This is a genomic window from Bryocella elongata (assembly GCF_900108185.1).
In the GTDB taxonomy this organism is placed as follows: Bacteria; Acidobacteriota; Terriglobia; order Terriglobales; family Acidobacteriaceae; genus Granulicella; species Granulicella elongata.
This window is the reverse complement of the sequence record NZ_FNVA01000008.1, coordinates 283,927-306,333: the sequence shown is the minus strand read 5'-3', so window position 1 is coordinate 306,333 and position 22,407 is coordinate 283,927. Positions and strand designations below refer to the sequence as shown.

General features: G+C 61.4%; 14 protein-coding genes. 4 read left to right on the top strand and 10 right to left on the bottom strand.

Annotated features, from left to right (window positions below):
- Positions 1 to 6: 6 nt before the first annotated feature.
- Complete coding sequence (locus C4S68_RS20985) at positions 7 to 387, top strand: winged helix-turn-helix transcriptional regulator (protein WP_103935074.1); 381 nt, start codon at positions 7 to 9, stop codon at positions 385 to 387.
- 28 nt (positions 388 to 415) lie between these two features.
- On the opposite strand, the gene C4S68_RS20980 is transcribed toward C4S68_RS20985, so the two are convergent.
- Positions 416 to 1,003, bottom strand: a complete 588-nt coding sequence (locus C4S68_RS20980; protein WP_103935073.1) for a hypothetical protein — start codon at positions 1,001 to 1,003, stop codon at positions 416 to 418.
- A gap of 648 nt (positions 1,004 to 1,651) precedes the next feature.
- A complete protein-coding gene (locus C4S68_RS20975; RefSeq protein WP_200821607.1) occupies positions 1,652 to 4,435 on the bottom strand; it encodes a M14 family zinc carboxypeptidase in 2,784 nt (927 codons plus the stop codon).
- Positions 4,436 to 4,551: 116 nt separating this feature from the next.
- Here C4S68_RS20975 and alaC point away from each other — a divergent pair, with 116 nt between their 5' ends.
- Entirely contained in the window at positions 4,552 to 5,733 is a 1,182-nt protein-coding gene (gene alaC / locus C4S68_RS20970) for an alanine transaminase (protein ID WP_103935072.1), read from the top strand.
- Positions 5,734 to 5,935: 202 nt separating this feature from the next.
- On the opposite strand, the gene C4S68_RS20965 is transcribed toward alaC, so the two are convergent.
- The 5 genes from C4S68_RS20965 to C4S68_RS20945 form a co-directional block, all read right to left on the bottom strand.
- Positions 5,936 to 6,772 carry a ThuA domain-containing protein gene (locus C4S68_RS20965; protein ID WP_235011762.1) on the bottom strand — a complete coding sequence of 279 codons (837 nt, stop codon included), beginning with the start codon at positions 6,770 to 6,772 and terminating at the stop codon, positions 5,936 to 5,938.
- Positions 6,773 to 6,947: 175 nt separating this feature from the next.
- The gene (locus tag C4S68_RS20960; protein ID WP_103935101.1) at positions 6,948 to 7,904 is read right to left on the bottom strand and encodes a hydroxymethylglutaryl-CoA lyase; all 957 of its coding nucleotides are present in this window, start codon (positions 7,902 to 7,904) and stop codon (positions 6,948 to 6,950) included.
- A gap of 14 nt (positions 7,905 to 7,918) precedes the next feature.
- On the bottom strand, positions 7,919 to 9,781 hold the full coding sequence (locus C4S68_RS20955; protein WP_103935070.1) for a thiamine pyrophosphate-binding protein: 1,863 nt from the start codon (positions 9,779 to 9,781) through the stop codon (positions 7,919 to 7,921).
- Positions 9,782 to 9,862: 81 nt separating this feature from the next.
- A complete protein-coding gene (locus tag C4S68_RS20950; RefSeq protein WP_146072255.1) occupies positions 9,863 to 10,342 on the bottom strand; it encodes a c-type cytochrome in 480 nt (159 codons plus the stop codon).
- 34 nt (positions 10,343 to 10,376) lie between these two features.
- Positions 10,377 to 12,422, bottom strand: a complete 2,046-nt coding sequence (locus C4S68_RS20945; RefSeq protein WP_200821606.1) for a pyrroloquinoline quinone-dependent dehydrogenase — start codon at positions 12,420 to 12,422, stop codon at positions 10,377 to 10,379.
- A gap of 243 nt (positions 12,423 to 12,665) precedes the next feature.
- Between C4S68_RS20945 and C4S68_RS20940 the strand changes: the two genes are divergently transcribed.
- Positions 12,666 to 13,643, top strand: a complete 978-nt coding sequence (locus tag C4S68_RS20940; RefSeq protein ID WP_103935068.1) for a ThuA domain-containing protein — start codon at positions 12,666 to 12,668, stop codon at positions 13,641 to 13,643.
- Positions 13,644 to 13,758: 115 nt separating this feature from the next.
- On the opposite strand, the gene C4S68_RS20935 is transcribed toward C4S68_RS20940, so the two are convergent.
- Both C4S68_RS20935 and C4S68_RS20930 read right to left on the bottom strand, forming a co-directional pair.
- Positions 13,759 to 15,507: a tetratricopeptide repeat protein gene (locus tag C4S68_RS20935; protein WP_103935067.1), complete on the bottom strand. Its 1,749-nt coding sequence runs from the start codon at positions 15,505 to 15,507 to the stop codon at positions 13,759 to 13,761.
- 34 nt (positions 15,508 to 15,541) lie between these two features.
- Entirely contained in the window at positions 15,542 to 16,891 is a 1,350-nt protein-coding gene (locus C4S68_RS20930; RefSeq protein WP_103935099.1) for an MFS transporter, read from the bottom strand.
- Positions 16,892 to 17,058: 167 nt separating this feature from the next.
- On the opposite strand from C4S68_RS20930, the gene C4S68_RS20925 reads away from it, so the two are divergent.
- Positions 17,059 to 18,471, top strand: coding sequence for an aldehyde dehydrogenase family protein (locus C4S68_RS20925; protein WP_103935066.1), 1,413 nt, complete (start codon positions 17,059 to 17,061; stop codon positions 18,469 to 18,471).
- Positions 18,472 to 18,667: 196 nt separating this feature from the next.
- On the opposite strand, the gene C4S68_RS20920 is transcribed toward C4S68_RS20925, so the two are convergent.
- The gene (locus C4S68_RS20920) at positions 18,668 to 22,093 is read right to left on the bottom strand and encodes a TonB-dependent receptor (protein ID WP_103935065.1); all 3,426 of its coding nucleotides are present in this window, start codon (positions 22,091 to 22,093) and stop codon (positions 18,668 to 18,670) included.
- Between the last annotated feature and the right edge of the window lie 314 nt (positions 22,094 to 22,407).

The window sequence follows — 22,407 nt, the reverse complement described above, 5'->3', positions numbered from 1 at the left end:
GCCTAAATGAGCGACACCGGTATGCGATTTAAACAGAGCGACAAAACATTCATTCCGGCAATTCGCAGTTCTCAACTCGCTGTTGAGATCTTCCTGCAAGGAAAATGGAGAGTACATATCCTATGGAATCTCCGCCATGGTCCGGTCCGCCTTGGGCAGCTTGGAAGATTGATCCCCGGCGCATCCAAAAAGGTGCTGGCGCAGCATCTTCGACGCTTGGAAGCGGACGGAATTGTTGTGCGCAAAGACATGAGCGACATTGTGCTTCATATCGAATATGAGCTAAGCAGCGCTTATCGTCACCTTGTCTGTGGTCTTCTGGATCGGCTTTCAGAATCGGGTGCAATCTACCTCGCCAAGAGCGGTAATCATATCGAGAAGGGTTGATCTTCCCCGAGCCGAAAAGCTCGACGGTTCATTGAGGCCAGATGTAATAGTCACTTCTTGGTATCCGAACAAACCCAACACCCTTCCAAAAATCTCGGACATGTCGTTGGGCCGATGCCATCCCCTTCGGTCTTTTGTCGTTTGGCCCAAGACCGGAGAATTGGAGAGGAACGGGTACGCAGGTGATGACACCGCAGTTTTCCCCGAACTTCTGAATTGCCCGAAGTGCGACTCTCTTCCCGAGACCCTTGCCGTGGTACTCAGGAAGCAGTTCAAGCCGTTCGATCAGCATTATGTCCCATTGCGTCGCCCGATTTTCTGAGATCAACTGCTCCACTTCTGGTTTCAACTGTTCGGTTTCAGGATCGAAGAGATTGGCAAAACAGTCGCAGCTATCGCCATCCAGGCAGTCCATGACATCGAAGAGCGACATCCCCTCGTTCATGGCTCGGCCTGCTTCCACGATATAAAGGATGAGCGTTCCTATCTTTTGCTCACTGTCATCATCTGCCATTCCGATGATGTTTCCTTCGTAGACAGTGATGAAGTCGCTCGGGTCGCCCTCATGCTCTAAGAGACTCACCGCAAAATCAACGCGGAAAATGATCGGCGCCATCGGCCTCCTTCCGTTGCCGATTGTTGGTTTTGTGATGCTCATAGTGCTCCAGCATATCCGGCAGTCAATTTCCATGCAGTGCGGCTGACAATCAGCTTTTTCGGACCCGTGTCCTCTGCCTTGCTGCGGCAGAGGATTGTCGCCGTCTGTTCGCCTAAATAGTTGCGATTCGAGTCTCATTGAAATGGGCAGGGCAAAGGTTTGGAGGGCAGAGGTCGTGGGTCCGCTAAGGGTCCAATAACCGTTGCCGAGGGTCCAATAAGGCGCTCAGGGAGCCATCCGCTACGCCTAGTATCAACAAGTTACGCGATCCAGCTTAGCTGTCACGGCAGAGGTCGCGGGTTCGAGCCCCGTCGTCCCCGCCAATAAACTCCAGATTTCAGCGAGTTTGTGGCAAAGACCTCTTCAGCGATCCCGCTTCAGGGATGCTGCGGAGTCGCAACAAAGCCCCCTCAAAATTCCCTCGCAAGCCCGGTACCGAGCTATAGCATCGGCGTCGCTTTCGTTCTGCTGCTGGAGTCTTGCACCGCTGGCCGCATGCCGTCAGCTCAGGAACGATCGTCCGACGTCATCCTGCCTTCTGGGCGAGCGCTGCCCTTGCAGCGCTCGCCGTTGCCTCTACCCTCGCTCGGCCAGCGCCATCAGCGCTTACTTGTCCGTCGCCGGAGCGCCGGCCGCTTTCCCATCGGGTGCAGCGACTGCGCCCGGCGTCAGGTTCTTCATGTTCATCAGCGTGTTGAAGACCATCCGATACTCGCCAAGATTCTGCCAGCGCCACACCGGGTTGGTCATGAACATCACCACCTGTCCCTTGCCCTCCGGAGCCACCACCACGGACGCTCGGCCCTTGATGGCATCCGCCCCGTTGAACAAGCCGCTGAGAATCGACTTGTCTCCGCCAGGGAAGCGCATCAGCACATATTTGCTATCCATCTCCTTTGGCATCCGCAGCAGCGGCCCATTCGCGTAACGCACTGGCACCGTCTTGTCCGAGTACCCAAAGAAGATCGGGTTCTCCGGCCGGAGGATGTTCGCTTCCACCACCGGCCCCGGCGCATAGAACCTGCCCACAGGAGCCGTGACATCGATGTCCGGCAGCAGACCAAAGTCGGCAGGCAGTCCACTCGACGTACCCAGCGTCACCAGCAGTCCACCGCCTTCGACGAAGTGCTGGAACTCCGCAACCCCCGTCACCCCGAGGCCTCCGCCGATGTCCGGCGAGCTGCCATAGTCACCCAGGAACTTGAACTTGTCCGTCTTCTCATACGCGAGCGGCTTGCCCTCACTCGTGATGTCCGTGACAAGCTGCTTCGCGCTGCGCGCCTGGTTGGGGATCAGGATCAGGTCATAGTCCTTCGCCAAATCACCCTTCAGCACGCGCTCCTTGAAGATCAGGTCGTACGGCACCTTGTACTGGTCGAAGGTAAAGCGCACCCAACCCACATCCTGCGTGCCACTCCATGAGCTGTACATGGCCACGCGCGGCAGCGCAGCGGCATGGGCAGCCATCTGCGGAGCGCTCGCGAGCCCCACGACATCCAGCCCGAGCTGCATCGCCAGCGGCTTCAGCTGCGATGCTGCACTCACCGGCACCAGGAACGTCCCCGCGCCATAACTGTCGTTACCTACCTTGAACGGCTTCTCCGCAATCTGGATCGCGACGTCCTTCAGCCCATAGCGCAGCGTCACCATGTTGGGCGAGCCATGATCGGGCACGAGATACACAGCCGCGGTAGCAACGTCCTGCACCTTGCCCTGCGGCGTGAACGTATCCACCACATCGACAGCCGCGGCCTGCACCGCAATGTCCTTCGTCGGCTTGATCTCCGTATGCGTCATCAACGCCATCGTCCATGCCGAGTCGTCATAGGTCGTCAGGTCCGGATCGGGATCCACCTGCTTTTCCAGCAGCGTCTTCGCCAGTGGCCCATACGGCTGGTTCGTCTTCACCACAAACGACCCCGCCGGATACTCGCCATCGCTCAGCTTCAGCGGAGCCTTCAGCCGCCCCACCTCAATGCCCTGCATCCGCAGGATGTGGATCACGAACGCCACACGCGTCGGGTCTTCCTGCGTCGACGGCAGCACATACCCATACGGCGCATCCTTCGTGCCCGCCGCCACTGCATTGCGGCTCTTCGCATAGAAGTCCTGCAGCAACACCTGCGGAAAGCTCGATGCAAACTGCAGCGACGTCAGCACGCCCGTCTCCGCATAGTTCGTGTTGTTCCGCATCGACCACAACACCTGCTTGTACGGCGGGTTCGGCCGGTACCACTCGCGCTTCGAATAATCGCCGCCTCCACCACCGCCTCCACCCGAGATCGCAGGGTTCGGCGGCTGCGATACCGTCCGCTGCATCGTCGTCGCGCCTGCATTGCCAAAGATCTCGTAGAACCGCATCAACGCATTGTGGTTCGTCGCCATCTGCGCTACATACCCCGGCGACCACGCATCGACGTACCCGTGATTCCACACGCCAGGCATGCCATAGCGCGTCAACTGGCTCATATCCCAGTTCGCCAGCATCGGCAGCTCGCCGTAGACAATCGGGTCCCATAGCGGATTCTGCGGAGCCTGCCCGCTATACACATAAAGGAACGGCACCGACTCGTGCAGGTCATGCATCACCTGCGGATGCCACTGCAGAAACCAGCTCAGGAAGTGCTGGTTCGCCAGACCCGCATAGTTGATGTCGCGGTTGTCGTCATGCTTCGTGTACTTGCCCCAGTATGGCGCGCCCGACATCTTCTGGTAGTCCGTCACATCCACGTTGTGCGCGTAGTACCAGTCGATCGACCGGTCCCGCCCATCAGGATCAGCCACCGGAATCAGCGCCACCACCACCTCGCTGCGTATCTTCTCGATCAGCGGCGAGTCCTCCGTGATCAGCCGGTACGCCAGCTCCATCAGCATCTCCGGCGGCCCCAGCTCCGCCGAGTGCAGCCCACCCGACAACGTGTACATCGGCTTGGTCTTCGCGATCAGCGCCGTCGCCTCCGCATCCGTCACCCCCCGCGGGTCCGCCAGCCGCGCCAGGTTCTTTCGGTTCTCCTCCAGATGCTTCAGCGACTCCTCGGCCCCGATGTAGATCACGACCGTGTCGCGACCCTCTTCGGTCTTGCCAATGCGCTCCACCTTGATCCGCTTGGAGTGCGCAGCCAGCGCATCGTAGTAGCGCAGCACGTCCGCGTAGTACGTCAGCTGCTTCGGCGCGCCAATATGGTGCCCCAGCACATCCTTCGGCGAAGGCACCGCACCACCCTGCGGCAGATGATCCACCAGCGGGCTCGAAAACTCCGGCTTGGTCGTCCACTCCTTCACCCGCGCCGCAAAGTCGGCATCCATCGTCTGCGCCGAGGCCAACGAGCCCGCCACACATCCAAACGCAGCTATCCCTGCCAACATCAGCACACGCGAGCGCATCCGCATCGGTCCATTCCTTCTGGGTACGAGAGTTTCCAGTAAGCATAGCGCACCCGGAACCTCACGGGGCATCGCTCTCGACAGTCCCGCCACCCGCGCAACATGCGATCATAGAAGCCACCATGCGAGACGAATTCCCAAGAATCAAACGCCTTCCGCCTTATGTCTTCAACATCACTGGAGAGCTCAAGGCGGCGGCACGCAAGCGTGGGGAAGACATCATCGACTTCGGGATGGGTAACCCCGACGGCGCCACGCCTCCCCACATCGTCGAGAAGATGATTGAGGCCGCGCGCAAGCAGCAGACCCATCGCTACTCGCTCTCCAAAGGCATCCCCCGCCTGCGCAAAGCCATCTGCAACTGGTACGCGCAGCGCTACAACGTCGACCTCGACCCCGCCACCGAGGCCATCATGACCATCGGCTCCAAGGAGGGCATCGCCCACCTCTGCCTCGCCGTGGTCGATAAGGGCGACACCGTGCTGGTCCCCAATCCCAGCTACCCCATCCACATCTACGGCCCCGTCATCGCCGGTGCCGACGTACTCAGCGTGCCCATCACCGACTCCACCGACGACTTCCTCGCCCGCATCGAGGACGTCATCCCGCGCATGACGCCGCGCCCCAAGGTCCTCATCGTCAACTTCCCCGCCAACCCCACCGCACAGTGCGTCGACCTCGCCTTCTTCGAAAAGCTCGTCGGCCTCTGCAAGACCTACGGCGTCTGGCTCGTCCACGATCTCGCCTACGCCGACATCGCCTTCGACGGCTACAAGCCGCCCTCGGTCATGCAGGTGCCCGGCGCCAAGGACATCGCCGTCGAGTTCTTCACCCTCTCGAAGTCCTACAACATGCCCGGCTGGCGCGTCGGCTTCATGGTCGGCAACCCCACGCTCATCGGCGCTCTCACCCGCATCAAGAGCTACTTCGACTACGGCACCTTCACACCCATCCAGGTCGCCTCCATCCTAGCGCTCGAAGGCCCACAGGACTGCGTCGCGCAGATCTGCGACACCTACCGCTCCCGCCGCGATGTCCTCGTCAACGGCCTGAACAAGCTCGGCTGGCACGTGCCCATGCCCAAGGCCACGATGTTCGCCTGGGCAAAGATCCCCGAGCAGTACAGCCACATGAAGTCGCTCGAGTTCTCCAAGCTCGTCCTCGAGCGCGCCAAGGTAGCCGTCAGCCCCGGCATCGGCTTCGGAGAATACGGCGATGACTTCGTCCGCTTCTCCCTCATCGAAAACGAAGAACGCACCCGCCAGGCCCTCCGCGGCTTCAAGGACATGTTCCTGCATCCGTAGTTCTTGCAGGCAGCGCAGGAATTCTTATCTGAAGCGGAGCAAGACGCTGTCATCCTGAGCGAAGCAGGCCGCAGCATCGCTGCGGCCTGCGTAGTCGAAGGACCTGCCACGCCGATGGCCCCGAAAATAGCAAGGCGATTTCAGCCTCGAAACCAGCCTTACACGTACTCTCCGAGGCATCCACCAGGTCGCTTAGCGCTGGCTACTTTCCCGCCCCGTTCGGCGCAACATCAGCATCCACAATCCCGAGCACCCACTTGACGGCCCCCAGGTACATCCCCTGCACCCGCGGATCATCCCACGTCGCCGGCGCATGCCCTATGCCCGAATAGAACACCCGCCCTTTGCCATACATCTTCGCGTACGCCTGCGCATAGCTATCCCCCGCATGCACCGAGGGCCGCGTCTGGTCGAGCTTGCTCGTGTCCAGCCCCAGCACCACGTGGATCTGGTCCGCCTTGAAGTCCTTCAGCTGGTAGAACTCATCGTGAAAGACCTCGCCCGTCTTGAACTCCATCCCCGGAAACTTGGGGTCAACTACGACGAGCGGAGCGTCCGTCGTGTTCCACGGATGCTCGTCATACCGGCTGCCCACCATCTCGCCAAACTCCGGCCAGCTCATGAACGCGCCGATCCCCGTATGCACCGCAACGAAGCCCTTGCCCGCATCGTGCACAAACCACAACAGGTCGGCACGCCCCTGCGCATCCAGTTCAATCTCCCGATGCCCCAGGAAGAAGATCGCGTCCACGTTGCACAAGCTCGGCCCACCACTCGCAGGCTCACCCGTCGTCATCTTCGGCCACTTCGCAATGATGTTCGAGTCCGTACGGATGTAGCTTTCGTAAAGCCCTGACTTGTACCCCAGCTCCTCGATCACCGCCTCCGCATGAGCAATGTCATGCTGCGCAATCCCGTTGCGTGTATCCGCCCAGATCAGCAGCTTCTTCTTCGGAGGCCCCGCAGGTTGCGGAGGAGGAGGCATGTTCGCCGGCCGCGCGCCACCTGCGCCTCCCGGCCCGCCCGGACCGCGGAACATCCGCTCCCCCGGCGCGGGACATTCCGAAGGACTCGCAGCAACAGCCTGCGGCGCATCAACAGGAGCCTGCGCAACCGCAGTAGCAGCCAAAGACACGCTAACGACAAACAACCAACAGCTTCGAAAGATCGAGAACCTACGCACTTGTGACTCCTTACTCTTCTTTCGCATCACGCTAGGAATTCCTATGCTCCCGCGCATAGACAAAATTCTTCGGAAGCCCAGCCTCCGGCGTGTGCCCGTAGATCGGCTCACCCGGCAGCGCCTCATGCAGAATCGCTCGCGCCGCAAACAGCTTCTCCAGGTCAATGCCCGTACGCAGACCCATCGACTCCAGCAGAAACACAAGATCTTCGGTCACGATGTTCCCCGTCGCGCCCGGCGCATAGGGACATCCGCCCAACCCGCCCTGCGACGCATCGAACGTCGTCACACCCACCTCAAGCGCGGCCACCACATTCGCCAACCCCTGCCCTCGCGTGTTGTGGAAGTGCCCCGCCCCCGCCTTGTCGCCAATCTCCGCACGAAGCCGCGTAAACATCCGTCGCACCTGCGTAGGATTCGCATAGCCCACTGAATCCGAAAGCCCGATCGAGTCCACGCCCGCCTCAGCTAACATCACCGCCAACTGCATCACGTAGTCCTCATCCACATCGCCCTGGATCGAGCATCCAAACGCGGTCGAGATGCCCACCTCAAGACTTGTAGCGCGCACATGTGCGTCGATCAGCAGCCGCACCTGCCGCACCTGCTCCACCGCGTCTTCAGGCGTCATCCGCACGTTGGACATACTGTGCGCCCGCGACGCCGATACCGGCATCGAAATCACATGCACCCCCGAAGCCAGCGCACGTTCCGCCCCCTTCAGGTTCGGAGCCAGTGCAAGCACCTTCAGGCCAGCGATCTTCGTCGCCGCAGCCACCACCTCGGTCGCATCCGCCATCTGCGGCAGCAGCTTCGGAGAAACAAAGCTGCCCACCTCGATCTCACGCAACCCGGCTGCAGCCAGCGCTTCGATCCACCGCACCTTCGCCTCGGTAGGCATCGTGCGATGGAGGCTCTGCAGCCCATCACGTGGACCTACCTCACTCACAATCACGTCAATCTGTTGTTGATCCGTTCGCTCACCCATGGCCGAGGACAAGGCTACTCTCCCGCCCGATAGATGTCGTTGATGTTCCAGTGCCCCGGCGTCGGCGTCGGCACATTCACCATCGGTATGCGGATCAGCGTTGGTAACTCCGATGCCAACGCCGCTTCAATCGCGGGCTTCAGTTCGCTCGCCTCCTTGATATCGATTCCGTTCGCTCCATGCGCCCGCGCAATCGCCGCATAGTCCACGTGATACGGTTCGCCATCGCGAAGGAACTTCGTCCCGAACGTTGTGTCGTACTTCGCCTGTTCCAACCCCGCGATCACGCCAAACGCCGAGTTATCCATCACCAACCAGATCGCAGGGATCTTGGCTTCCATCGCCGTCGCGATCACCGACGGATTCGCGGCACAGAAACCACCATCCCCAATCAGCGCCACCGCCGCCCGCTCCGGTCGCGCCAGCTTGATGCCCAGCACCGCCGCCGCGCCAAAGCCCATCGTCGCCATCCCGCTCGGCGTAATGAACGAACCAACATGCTTGAACGGAAACTGCTGCGCGACGCCGTTCTTGTTCCAGCCCACATCGGTCACCACGTAGCCGTCTTCCGGAAGCACCGCCCGCAGGTCCGCAAGAATCCGCTCAGGCCGCAGAGGAAAGGCATCGGACGTATAAAACTCCGTGAAGTGCCCCTTGAACCGCGCATTGCTCTCCTCGATGCGCCGGCGCAAATCTCCCTCGCGCTTCGGACGCTGCTTCAGCTCCCTCGCCGCCTTCACCAACTGCTCCAGCGCCAGCGTCGAATCGGAGATCGCTCCGAGAAACGTCGGATAATTCCGCCCGATCTCCATCGCATCGATATCAATGTGGATCAGCTTCGTCGGAGGAATATTGAACGTGTACCGCGAGTCCCACGAGCTCGAGTTCGCCTCCGCCAGCCTTGTGCCGATTGCAAGAATGTAGTCCGCTTCCAGGCACAAGGAGTTCGCCACCGGCGTGCCCCAGAAGCCCGTCTGCCCCGCCAGCAGCGGATGCCCATCCGGCATGCAGCCCTTGCCCATCAGCGTATGCGCCACCGGCATCTCCAGCAGCTCGGCAAGCTCGGTAAACAACGCAGCAGCCTCCGGCACCAGCGCTGACGTCACCCCGCCGCCCCCATACAGCACAGGGTTCTTCGCTTCGACCAATGCCTCGACAATGCGCTGCGCCATCGCCGGCTCAAGGCATGGCTTCGCAACAAACGGCGGCTCCTTGCTGAAGGCATCAAAGAACAGATTCGACGAGAAGTGATCCATCGGCACATCGACCAGCACCGGCCCAGGACGTCCACTCACCGCCAGATGAAATGCCCGCTCGATGCAGCGCGGCAGATCGTCCGCGCGATCCACGCGATACACGCGCTTGCAGAATGGCCGGCACATCTCGAACTGCCCGCCATCCAGGTGCATGTTGAACTCCTGGTGCGGATGCCGTCCGAAGTAATACGAAGGCACATCGCCCGCGATCACCACCAGCGGAATCGAATCGAGCGCCGCATTCGCGATGCCCGTGATCGCATTCGTAAGCCCCGGCCCCAGATGCGTGATCAGCACACCGGGCTTGCCCGTCGCACGCGCATAGCCTTCGGCCATGTGCGCCGCGACCTGTTCATGCCTTGCCGTCACGTAGCGAATCTTGCTCTTGCTGATGGCGTCCAGCAGCCCCACCAGCGTATGTCCACAGAGCCCGAAGATCACCTCAACGCCAAGCCGCTCCAGGTACTCCGTCAACAGGTATGCCGCAATGCGCTCGGGCGTTCCAACAGGACGGCCATTCGCAGCGATCTCACCAAGCCTTCCGCCCGGCAGGACCAGCTCTCCGCGATCTTCAATAGGTACGTCCGAGTAAGCTCCGGACTGATGAACAAGGTTCGACATGCGGGCCATCATAGTGCAGCAAAATCAGGGTCTGGAGTCCAAAACGGTGTCGCCACGGTACATCTCAGATAAGTGACGAAGTTATCGTGCGATGTGGCTCATCGAAGCGTTCGACACGCTCGGCGGTGGTGTTGCGGCAGGAGGCGTGGCAGGTTGCGCGTCCTCTCCGAAATGCGCCGTAAGATACGTTGCAACCTTCTCTAAGTCGTCATCGCTCGCATCCATCCCCTTCGACATCATGTTGTCGATGATCTGATTCCAGTGCGCACGATCATGTCTCTGACGCGCGAACACATCCGTGCCATGGCATCCCGAACACAACTTCTTCGTCAGTTCCATGCCGTCGCCATCAGGCAGCGCGATCGCGCTCGTCTTGCTATTGCCTGCCGGAGGAGACGCTTGCGGTGAAGTTTGCAGAGCACGCAGCATCGGCGTGAGATCCAGCAATCTCCGAGCGCCGGATGCTGTCGTTGCCGATGCTGCGTGCACCGGCAACGTCAGCAAACACACACCTGCAACGGCAAAGAGCATTCGTCCAACAACCTTGTAGCGATTGATCATGATCGAGTCCCGAGGCCTGTACCTGGCGCGCCTACTACTTCGTTAGTGCAAACGCCGTAATGCTGTCGTCCGTGATCGGATCGTTGAGGAACGTGCCACCAGCCGAAGCAATCACCACATACTGCTTCCCTTCGCTCTCATACGTCGCGGGCACCGCATGCGCCGCAGCGGCCAGCTTGTACGCCCACAGCTCCTTGCCCGTCTTCGCATCGAACGCCCGGAAGCGCTGATCGTCCGTCGCTCCGATGAAGATCAGCCCACCAGCAGTCACGATCGTCCCACCAATGTTCGGACGCCCTGTCTTCTGCTTGCCCTCAGGCAGCGAGTCCGTCACACCCAGCGTCGTTGTCCACGCGATCTTGCCCGTGTTCACGTTGACCGCATAGATCTGTCCCCACGGCGGCTCCTGGCACGGCAGCCGCTTGGGCTCATCCCAGAACCGCCCCGTTACCGACCCACACATCCGATACGGGTACGGTCCACCATCATCGGGATAGAGGCCCTCAAGCTGAGCAAGGTTCTGGCTGTTCACAAACATCAACCCGAGCTTCGGATCATACGAAGCCCCACCCCAGTTCACGCCACCAATCGCACTGGGAAAGCTGATCAGCGTCTTCTCCTTCGGTAGCGGCGTAAACACCGGCCCCATCTGCAGATTGTTGTTCTTCACCAGCGCCTGGCAGAACGCTTCATGCTCCGGCGTCACCGTCGCAATGTCCGCCATCGTGAAGTCCGTCTTCGACACCGGGGGCGTCACCACCGGGTACGGCTGCGTCGGCGACATCTGCTCACCGGGCACATCGCTCGCCGGAACCTTGCGTTCTTCCACTGGATAGATGGGCTTGCCCGTCACACGATCGAGGAAGAACACAAAGCTGCTCTTGGACACAATCGCCACCGCGGGAATCGTCTTGCCGCCCTTGCGAATGTCCATCAACACCGGCGGTGCTTCCAGGTCATAGTCCCACTCATCGTGATGCACCACCTGGAAATACCACAGCAGCTTGCCTGTGTTCGCATCCGCCGCGACCAGCGACGTGCCGAACAATCCATTGCCCGGACGATCCGCACCAAAGCGGTCATACGCAGGAGTCCCGAACGGCATGTACACAATGCCACGGGCCGCATCCACTGTCATGAAGCCCCACACGTTATCGCCCGTGCGCTTCACCCAGTCATCGCCATGCCACGTCTCGTGGCCCACCTCGCCAGGTTGAGCCGTTCCATGGAACGTCCACACCAGTTTCCCCGTCACCACATCCCACGCACGCACGTCGCCCGCTGGACCTTGCGACGGCGACTCCGGCACAGCCGAGCCCGTAATGACAAGGTTCTTGAAGACAATCGGTGGCGACGTCATACCCATGCCGCGTGTGAAACCCTGCATCACCTCCGGCGTGCGCATGTCCACGACGCCGTCCTTACCGAAACTCGCCACTGGCTTTCCTGTCTTCGCATCGAGAGCGATCAGCAAACCCTCGCGGGTCCCGAAGAGGATCTCCGCAGCATGTCCCGCATCGCCTGCCCAGTACTCCACACCACGCAGCGACGGGATGCCCGATCCCTGCGGTGTCGCATAGCTCCACACCTCTTTGCCGCTTGCCGGCTCAAGTGCCACCACACGCGAGTAAGGCGTCGACACATACATCAGTCCACCGACCACAATCGGCGTCACCTCCGATGCAAGAAAGCGGCTCGCACGAGGAGCCGGACGAACACCCTCAGCACGCGCCTGCGCCGTGGCATTGTCCGGTGCGCCCGCCACCGCCGGCTTCTGCCCTTGCGCCGCGCCCGGAGCGGCAGCCCCAGGCCGCCGTCCTCCCGGAGGTGGCCCGCCAAACTGGTTCGCTGGCATGAACTCCGGAGCGTTCGCGGGCTTCATGTGATACGTCCATGCCACCTTCAGCTGGTCCACATTCTGCGGCGTAATCTGCGTCAGCGGCGAGTAGCGATCCCCGCCCTTGTCATGGCCAAACGTAGGCCAGTCCGTCTGCGCCGACATCACCGTCGGCATCACCGCCAGAACGCATCCGACAAATCCAGCCACTCCGGCAAATCTACGAAGCTCAAGCTTGCTCAACGATCTCTCCTACCGAAAACCAACATCGATGCGCCGCCCTGCACATACCGCAGCACACTCCGGGCGACTTTCTTATAGATGAACCGGCAACGCGTTGTACACGCTGGCGCGACTCTGAACGGTATCGCTACTGTTCGGGCCCACTCCTGCATCCCTCAGCGAGTCCATCGCACGCTCACTGCGATAGGCTGCTTGGCGAAGAAACATCGCTCGAAACCCCGCGCTCAACCCGGACGGACTGCCATGAGACTCGCGCTTCGCTTAGCCCTCGCTTCCCTGCTAGCCTTCCTCGTTCTCCGCTGCACTGGCTCGCGGGCGCAGGCCCCGACACCGCCGCAATCAAAGCAAGGCACCGCCGACCTCGGTATGCAACAAGGCCTCCGCGCAGGGCCCGGCATGAACGCCGCCAGCGTCGGCGACTACAGCTACCACTCCGGCTCACAACCGCATCGTATGCGTGTCCTCGCCTGGGGAGACGTCCGCAACGGCTACCAGCACGACGCCGTCTCCCACGCCATGGCCACCATCGAGCGCCTCGGCTACGAGACTGGCCTCTGGGACACCTTCATCCGCACCGACTCCCAGCTCATCACCAAGGGCAAGGTCCTCGCCTCCGACGGCACACCTTCGCTCTATGCAAAAAATCTCAACGACTTCGACGCCATCTTCTTCTTCGGCGTACGCGAGATCGACCTCACCCCGCAGCAGAAGGCCGACCTGCTCAGCTTCGTCCACGATGACGGCAAAGGCTTCGTCGTCGCGCACTCCGGCGCCACCGCCTTCTTCTCCTGGCCCGAGTTTGGCCAGATGGTCGGCGGCCGCTTCGACGAGCACCCCTGGGGCATCGTCCCTTCGCAAGTCATCGTCGAAGACCCGAAATTCCCCGGCATGCAATCGCTCCCGCACACCTTCCCGCACGTCGACGAGTACTACCAGATCAAGGGCTTCAACCGCGCCGACACCCACGTCATCCTGCGCCTCGACGTCACCCAGCTCAACCTCAACGCTCCGCTCGTGCACCATCACGATGCGGACTGGCCCCTCGCCTGGGCGAAGACCTACGGCAAAGGCCGCGTCTACTACAACGCCCTCGGCCACGACCCCAGCGACTGGGATGACCGCGCCATCCAGGCCATGTACTTCGAAGCCATCCGCTGGGCCCTCCGCCTCACCGACGCCGACATCACTCCACACCCCTTCACCGCGGCAAAGCCGGAGTAGCAGGGCGGACGAGAGCCTCAGCAGCCTCAAACTCGAAACCCGTAACTCACAGCTCAGAACTCGACCACGAATCTCTTCCTCCGGACACGCGCGGAAGCCTTCGGAGTCGACCCCGCTACGGCAAATTCAGCTTCTTGAACAGCGTCTTGTACCGCGCATCATTCCGAATCGCATCGAAACGCGGATCAATGTGAATCGTGATCAGCTCAAAGCAGCGGTCCGCAAACGCCTGCGTCAACAGCTCGAAGCCCTCATCACGACGCCCCAGGTTGAAGTTGATCAGCGCCGGCTCGAAGGGCGAGATGTACCGCGTCTCGCTCAGCTCCTTCAGCTGCCGAAGGATCGCCTGCGCTTCCTCACGACGTCCATCCTTCGCGTACACGCTGCCCAGCGCACCCAGCACGCGAGGATTCGGTGGGGACAACTCAATGGCCCGCTTGAACGCCGCGACGGCCTCATCCATCTCGCCGCGTCCCTCCTGCACCAACCCCAGCGTCCAGTACGCCGCCGCAAAGTGCGGGTTCTGCTCAATCGTCAGATCGCTCTGCTCGAGCGCCAGTTCCAGGTTGCGCTGGTAGTAGTGGATCAGCGCAATGTTCCGCGCCACAATCGACGACACCGGGTCAATCGCCTGCGCCAGCCGCACCTCGTTCAGCGCCTCGTCCAGCCTGCTCAGCGACGCCAGGCACGACACCCCATACCAGAGGTGCGCCACCGCATTCTGCGGGTTCAACGCAATCGCCCGCCGAAACTCCGCCTCCGCTCCAGCCCACTCCCAATCCTGCGTTGCCTTCAGGTGCGCCAGCGAAGCATGAGACTCGCTCGAAGCATCATCGAGCGTCACCGCCTGCGCCGCCGCCGACGCGGCCTTCGTCCACGTCTCCGATGGCGCCGACGCTCCATAGTGCGCCAGCAGGTTGTACGCATCCGCGAGTCCCGCATAGGCCACGGCCATCTTGGGGTCTTCTTCCGTCGCGCGAGTGAAGAACTCCAGCGCCTTATGCAGACCCAGCTCCGTCCGCTGCTCCAGGTGATAGCGGCCCTGCACATAGAGGTTGTGCGCGACGAGATTGTTCGTGTCCAGCGCACGTCCCGCGCTCGCCGCCCCCCGGTTCACGACCTCGTCGCGCAACACCTCCACCACCCGCTGTGCGATCTCCTCCTGCACCGCAAAGTCATCGCCCATCGCGCGATCGAAGGTCTGGCTCCACAGGTAGCAACCGCGCAGCGTATCCGTGATGTGCGCCGTGATCCGCAGCACCTCACGGCTGCGGCGCACGCTTCCTTCAATCACCATCGCCGCCTGCCGCGCGTGGCCCCCTTGCGCGCTCAGCACCACCAGGCCATGCACTCCGCCAACCGCCTGGATGACCTCCTGCGAGATCCCGTTGCAGAAGTAGCGCAGATCATGGCAGGGAGAATCGTCCTCAAAGCCCGCCACTGCAACCGAGTTCCGGCTCACCGCCGCGGTCGCCACAGCCTTCTGCGGAGCCTGGTTCGGCTCAACGCTCCGAAAGGTCGGCGTGTACCCGCCCTTCGGCATCTCAATCACAATCGGATCAGCCTGTCCTTCGTCGGCGTAATACGTCGCCAGTCGCATGCGCAACCGTCGCGCCTGCACCCGCACAATCGGATCCATCCGCGGATCGAAGCTCGGGTCCTTCGCAAAGACATCGACCCCAACCGGATACTCCTTGAGCGAGTCCCCACGCCCCGCCAGCGTCTCCTCCACGATGTACGTGAGGAATCGCTGCAGACGATCCACCTGCCGAAAGCTCTTGCTCTGAACAATGCCGTGCAGCACGCGGCGAACTGCCGTCTCATGCTCCGTTGCTCGACTCGCTGCCTGCTGCTTCACTGCCACGGCGTCATCTTACTCCTGCTCTTCGCGCACCGGTCTACGCACTCTGCCTGCAATGCGTCTCCGTCGTCAGGCTCAACAGCACCGACGCCAGCAGCAGCCACGCCACCAATAGCAGGAACGCGTGCTGATACGCCCCCACGCTGTATACGTGCACTCCCCGCGCCATCTGCCCGCTCCAGTAGTGGTCCAACACCTTGCCCACCGCGGGCTGCAACAGCATCGGTCCCACCATGTTGCCGATGTTCACGGTGCCCGAGATTGTTCCAAGGAACTGCGTCGGCACGCCCTCCTTACCAAACGCAAACCCGATCACCACGGACCCACTGGCCACGCACGTCACCGCGGCGATCGCGATGAACCCCGCCAGCGGCAGCACAGGCAGGAAGAACATGCAGCTCCATCCCGCGGCGGCCACAAGACATCCACCCACATAGATCGGCTTGCGCCTACCAATCTTGTCCGAGAGCGCCCCACACAATGGGCTCGACGCCGCCCAGCACGCAATCATCACCGAGCACACCGTCGCGGCCTCGGTCGGCGTCAGCCCATATCGCACCCGAAGATACGGAGTGCCCCACAACCCCGTGAACGTCAGGATCGATCCCACAATCGCTCCCTGCGACAGGAAGATCAGCCACGTGTTGCGATACCCGAAGATCCGCCGAAATCCCTTCAGCAGGTCGACCGTGCTCATGTGCCCGCGCTGCACTGCTGCAGGCGCATAACTCATGTACCCCGCATCGCTCGGGTCGTTGCGGACGAACAACAGCGCCAACACTCCCACGCCCAGCACCGCCGCGGCGGAGACCATCACCACCGGCCTCCAAGTAAACGCCTGGATCGCCATCCGCAACGGCACCTGCGCCGTCAACGCGCCTAGGTTCCCAAACAGCAGTCCCAGCCCCGACAACATCGCGAACCGCTTCGCAGGGAACCAGTGAGTCGTCAGCTTCAGCAGCACCACCCAGCCCACCGCCGTCGCCCCGCCAATGATCGCCCGCCCCAGACAAGCCAGCACGAAGGTGTGCGTAAACCCGAACAGAAACGTCCCCGTCGCGGCCACCAGCGAGCCGCCGATGAGCAGTTTCCGAGCCCCCCACAGGTCAATCAGGACGCCAGTCGGAATCTGCATCGCCACATAAAAGTAAAAGTAAAACGCCGACAGATTCCCGAGGCTCCCAGCACCAATCGCGAACGTGCGCATCAACTCGTCCGTCATCACCGCGGGCGAGACGCGCTGGTAAAACCCGATCAGGTAATACAACGCAGCAATCGCCCAGATGGATGCCGCCAGCCACATCGGCGCGGGACGAGCCATCGACAGGGACGGCGCGCTCGCCTCATTTGCAGCCGGATTGGAAGGGATCGAAGACACAGTCGCCATGAACGGGAGAAACACTAGCACCCGCAACGTAACACCATCAATGAGCGAACCGTATCGCCACGGTTAGGCACCGGAAACGAAGGATTTTCAGGGCTAGACTGAACCGTGGAATCGCCCGGCCGACAGGTCAAGGCACCGGGTATTGCAGGAAGGGATCGCCGCAAGTTATGGCAACAACCAAGGTCATCACAGAGGAACAGAAGCTGGAACTCGAACAGATGCTGGAGCGTGCCCGCGTCGCGCTCGGTGCCATCAAGGACTACGATCAGCAGCGCGTCGACAAACTCTGCCAGGCCATCGGCTGGGCCTGCGCCAACGAGACCACCTTCAGCCGCCTCGCCGCCAAGAGCATCGAAGAAAGCGGCCTCGGAGACCTTCCCACCCGCATCGCCAAGCGCTTCAAGATCCAGGGCATCCTCCGCGACATCCTCCCCGAAAAGAGCATGGGCATCATCGAGGAAGATCCCGCCAAGGGCCTCGTCAAGTACGCCAAGCCCGTCGGTGTCATCGCCGGCCTTGTGCCCGTCACCAACGCCGCACTCACCGAGGTCGGCGTCGGCATCTTCGCCATCAAGGCCAAGAACGTCGTCATCTTCTCGCCACATCCCGCCGCGAAGCAGACCACCATCGAGACCGTCAACATCATGCGCGAGGTCCTCCGCCGTGAGGGAGTTCCAGAGGATGTATTTCAAGTTGTGGCCCGGCCCAACATCCCCGTCGCCAACCACCTCCTCAGCATCTGCGACCTCACCATCGCCACCGGCGGTCCCGCCATGGTCAAGGCCGCCTACAGCTCCGGCAAGCCCGCCTACGGCGTCGGCGCCGGCAACGCCACCATGGTCTTCGACGAGACCACCAACGTCGATGAGGCCGCCCGCAACACCCGCATCTCGAAGACCGCCGACAATGGCTCCGGCTGCTCCTCCGACGGCAACCTCCTCGTCGAAGCCACCGTCTACGACGCCTTCCTTGCCAGGCTCCAGGACGAAGGCGGCTACCTCGTCTCGCCCGAGGAGAAGATCAAGCTCCAGGCCGCCATGTGGGACGATGAGCGCCATCGCACCGCACCCACCATCGCCCGCCCGGCAAAGAAGATCGCCGAGATCGCAGGCTTCTCCATCCCCGACGGCAAGACCTTCCTCATCGTCCCCGAAGACCACATCGGCAGGGACTATCCCTTCTCCAGCGAGAAGCTCTCGCCTGTGCTCTCCATCTTCAAATACAGCGGCTGGGACACCCTGCTCAACATGGTCACCGAGATCTACAAGGTTGGCGGCCGCGGCCACTCCGTCGGCATCTACTCCTTCAACGACGACCACATCGACCAGCTCGCGCGTCTCGCACCCGTAAGCCGCATCATGGTCCGCCAGCCGCAGTCGAAAGCCAACTCCGGCTCCTTCACCAACGGCATGCCCATGACCTCTTCCATGGGCTGCGGCATCTGGGGCGGCAACATCACCAACGAGAACGTCTCCCTCAAGCACTACATGCAGACCACCTGGGTCAGCCGCCCTATCCCCGAAAACCGCCCCACTGAGCAAGCCATCTTCGGCGAGTACTACGGCACGCAAACCTACTAGACATCCTCCCAATCCACTCCCCGGCCCTCTCCGTTTCAACGCGGAGAGGCCATTTTTTGCCCGCCCGCGTTCCATCTGGCAACTCGTAACTCGTAACTCGATCATCATTCTCTCGCCCGTACCTGCCCACAAAGGCAAGCGCCTGCACGAAGGCAGGCGCTTGGTTTGTGCAGCGAACTTCCTGCCGCTCGTTTCGCTAGAAGACGTACTTCAGAGCCAGCTGCATGATGCGTGGATCGGCAGCAGCAGTGAAGTTGCCGAATGTCGAGCTGTTCCTCGCTCCAACCTGTGCATTCGATCCCCCCGTCGCCGCTCCCGTAAAGCTAGCTTCGTTGGGAACGTTGAAGACCTCCCAGCGGAACTGCAGAAACTGATTTTCATAGGTATGGAAATCGCGCATCAGTGCCATATCCAGTTCGTAGCTCGAGGGCCCCAGAATGGTCAGCGGCCTCGTCAGCGCATACGTGCCCGTCGCCGGGCTCGAGAACGCCGTTGCCACGAGGTTGTTGTTCGCTCCAAACCGGCTGCGCGCCCCCGAGTACGGATTGCCCGTGATCACTGCCAGCTGGTTCGAGCTGCCGCTCAGCGCATTATCCGATCCCGACGTCACCGTTCCATAGCCGCCGCTTCGCGCCGTGAAGATCGTCCCCAACCCCCATCCGCCAACCAGCAGATTCGTCATCCGCCCCGCAAACTTCGGCGCATGAAGCACCGCAGACGCATTGAGAATTTGCCGACGATCGGAATCGCAGTTCGAGTAGCTATAGTTACGCCCATTTGGATCGTACTGCTCCGGAATGATGTACGACGGCCCTGTGAGCTCTGTCGTCTCCGCCATGCTCAGGCAGTGCGCCCACGTGTAGTTCAACACCAGGTCGACAGTACGCGTGTGCGTCTGTGCCGAGGCCAGCATGCCGTTGTAGTTGGCCGTGCCCGCATCGTCATACTGCCCGATCGTCGCGTAGTACTTGCCCTGCGAGTAATTCTGCAGCGACAGCACCCGGCGCTGCTGTGTGTTCGCGGTGCTGGAACACGGTTGCCCGCTCGCGGGAAGCCCGTTGCCCGCCGTTAGCGCGCCGCAGGATCCCGTAACGCCCGTCGATGTCCCCGCGATGTAGACGCCGGGATTGGCTTCATACGACACCGGCAGATGCGTCGTGGTATTGCCCAGGTACGTCACCGCCAGCAGGAACTTGCCAACCTGCTCCTGGAAGCTCACGTTGTACTGCTGCAAATACTGCGGGTTGATCTTCGACGGCATGTTCACGTACGTGCCGCCCGTGACGAACGGCGTCGCTGCACTCAGGTGCGATAGCGCCGGGAACGGATCCTGTCCTGCAGGAGTCTGCGGGTCGCCCGGATACACCGACCACGGATTGGTAAATGGAACATTACCATTCAGCGATACCGTCTGCCCAAACGGAGGTGCGTTCGAGAATCGCGTATCGAAGAACATCTGCGGCGTGTCATAGAACTTGCCGTAGCCCGCACGGACAGACATCTTGCCCCGTCCTGTCGGATCCCAGATCATGCCCACACGAGGCTCCAGGATGTTCTTCGTCCCGGCGTTGTAAGACCTGCCCGTGAAGCCCGTATCGCCCGGGAACGTCAGTCCCGCAGGAGCCAGCGGAAACACCGTGCTGATGCGGCCCGCCGTAAAGTCCGTCATGCTGAAGTGCTCGGCATGCGAGTTCCGGTTCCAGAAAGGAATGTACGGCTCCCAACGCAGGCCGTAGTTGAGCGTGAAGTTCTTACGCACCTTCCACGAGTCCTGACCGTACACACCGACGTAGTGGTACACATCGTTCTCGAGATCAGGATTGCCCTGCGTGAAGGTCGTGCCTGTACTCGTCTGTGTGCCCAGCAGGAAGTCCGCGTAGCCTAGCTTGCCTCCACCGTACAACGTACCCGCAAACGAAAACGTACCGTTCACCGGACGTCCGTTTACCGAGTTCATGTACGCGTAGAAGTAATTGCCGCCGAACGATATCTGGTGGTTGCCGCGAACAATATTTACGTCGTCCACGATCTGGTAGTCCGTCGTATTGAAGTAGCCCGGATTATTCCCGCCCTGTCCCAGTGAGAAGCCATTGGTGATGGCGATGCCCATGAACCCCTTGTCCGCCGGCGTCGTGTAGTCGTTGATGCCCAGCGACGAAGGATCGAAGAAGGGATAAAGCGTCCGCAGCCCCAGCGTGCGATTGCCCGTCAGCCGGATCGAATTGATGATGCGCGGCGTGATCGAGTACGTGTGCCCCACCGTCACCGATTGGTCCTGGTTGAACTGGTTGACCTGGTTCGCCTGCAGCAAATTGCCGCCAGCCACGGTGACAGGCGAGTTGAACCGCGCAATGTAGTACCGCGCGAACACACTCTGGCTCGGATTGATCGTGTAGTCCACGCGGCCGATCGCCTGCTGCTGCGTCGAGTTATTCGACAGATACACGTTGATCTGGCCGCAGCCAATCGTCCCGGTGTTGCCGTTGCTTACCGGGATGCCCGCCGCAATCGCGTTCAGTGCCTGCTGATTGAATAAAGACGGACTTACCTTGTTGCCCACGAACGGCGCCGGCAGCGTCAGCGCGGAAGACTGGCACGTCGTCGAAGCGATCGTCGTAAAGTCGCCTGCCATCATCGCCGGGGTAGGCACATACACCGCTGTCGGCGCCTGCTGCGACCGCACGATTGTGTCCTGGAAGCCGCCGAAGAAGAACAGCTTGTTCTTGATGATCGGCCCGCCGATCACGCCGCCAAACTGGTTGCGCTTCAGGTTGTCGCGTACCTTCGCACCCGTCGCCGAGTTATAGCCGAAGAAGTTCGCCGCATTGAACGCATAGTTCCGGACAAACTCAAACACATCGCCATGGAACTGGTTACTGCCGCCCTTCGTGATGACGTTCACCGCCGCCGTCGCATGGTCGCCATACTGCGCTGGCAGCGAATTGGTCTCCACCTTGAACTCCTGCAACGCATCCGGGAACGGAATCGGCAGGTTCAGGTTGTTGAAGATGTCATTGTGCATGCCGCCGTCCAGCACGAACGACACGCCGTTGGGCAGGCCTCCCGCCACTGAAAGCGTGACCGAGGGAAAGTTCTTGTTGCTGTTCAAGTCGCCTGCGGGGGCCGTCGTCGTTGCACCGGCCAGAGCGATCAGCTGCGTCGGGTCGCGGCCGTTCAGCGGCAGCTCCACGACCTGCTTCTGGTCGATGACCTGCCCGATGCCGTTGGTCTCCGTCTCAACCTGCGCCGTCGATAGAGCCTCCACTGTCACAGTCTCGGTCACCGCGCCGGCTTCCAGCTTTGCGCTGATCTGCGGGTTCGTACCGACCTGCAGCTGAATCCCCTTCGCGACATAAGCCTTGAAACCCGTTGCATGGACCTCGATCGCGTACGGCCCCAGGGGAAGGTCCGGTGCAAGGTACTCACCCTGCGCATTCGTGCGCACCGTTCGGACGGTTCCCGTATCCGTCTGCGTCAGCTTGACCTCGGCGTTCGGGATCGCCGCACCGGTCTGATCTTCAATTGTTCCGGAGATCTGTGAGGTATTGAGAGACTGCGACCGGCTCAAGCCGGGGACGAGCAGCAACATCATCACTGCCAGCGTCAGGCGAAAAACTTTCATGCATCCGACCTCAAAGAGTTGTGCCCTTGAGACTGGCGCGTGCGACCGCGGGTCCCGGCATCCGCTCGCAATCCTTCTGCGAGTCGCCGCGGATACTAGGAGTGGCCCTCCCGCGATGTCAACGAATGAACCGTGCCATCACCGTTCCATACCTGCTGTAACCTGCTCTGCACTGATAGCTTGTTCTACGTGGAAATTCGCCTCAATGAGCCGCACTGAGGTAGCAGATCTCCGCAGAGCCGCATGAACACTGGACACGCCTCGTTCCGTCAGCCGCCGAGCGGCGAGGAACTTTGAGGGTCTCCAGGTCTCTT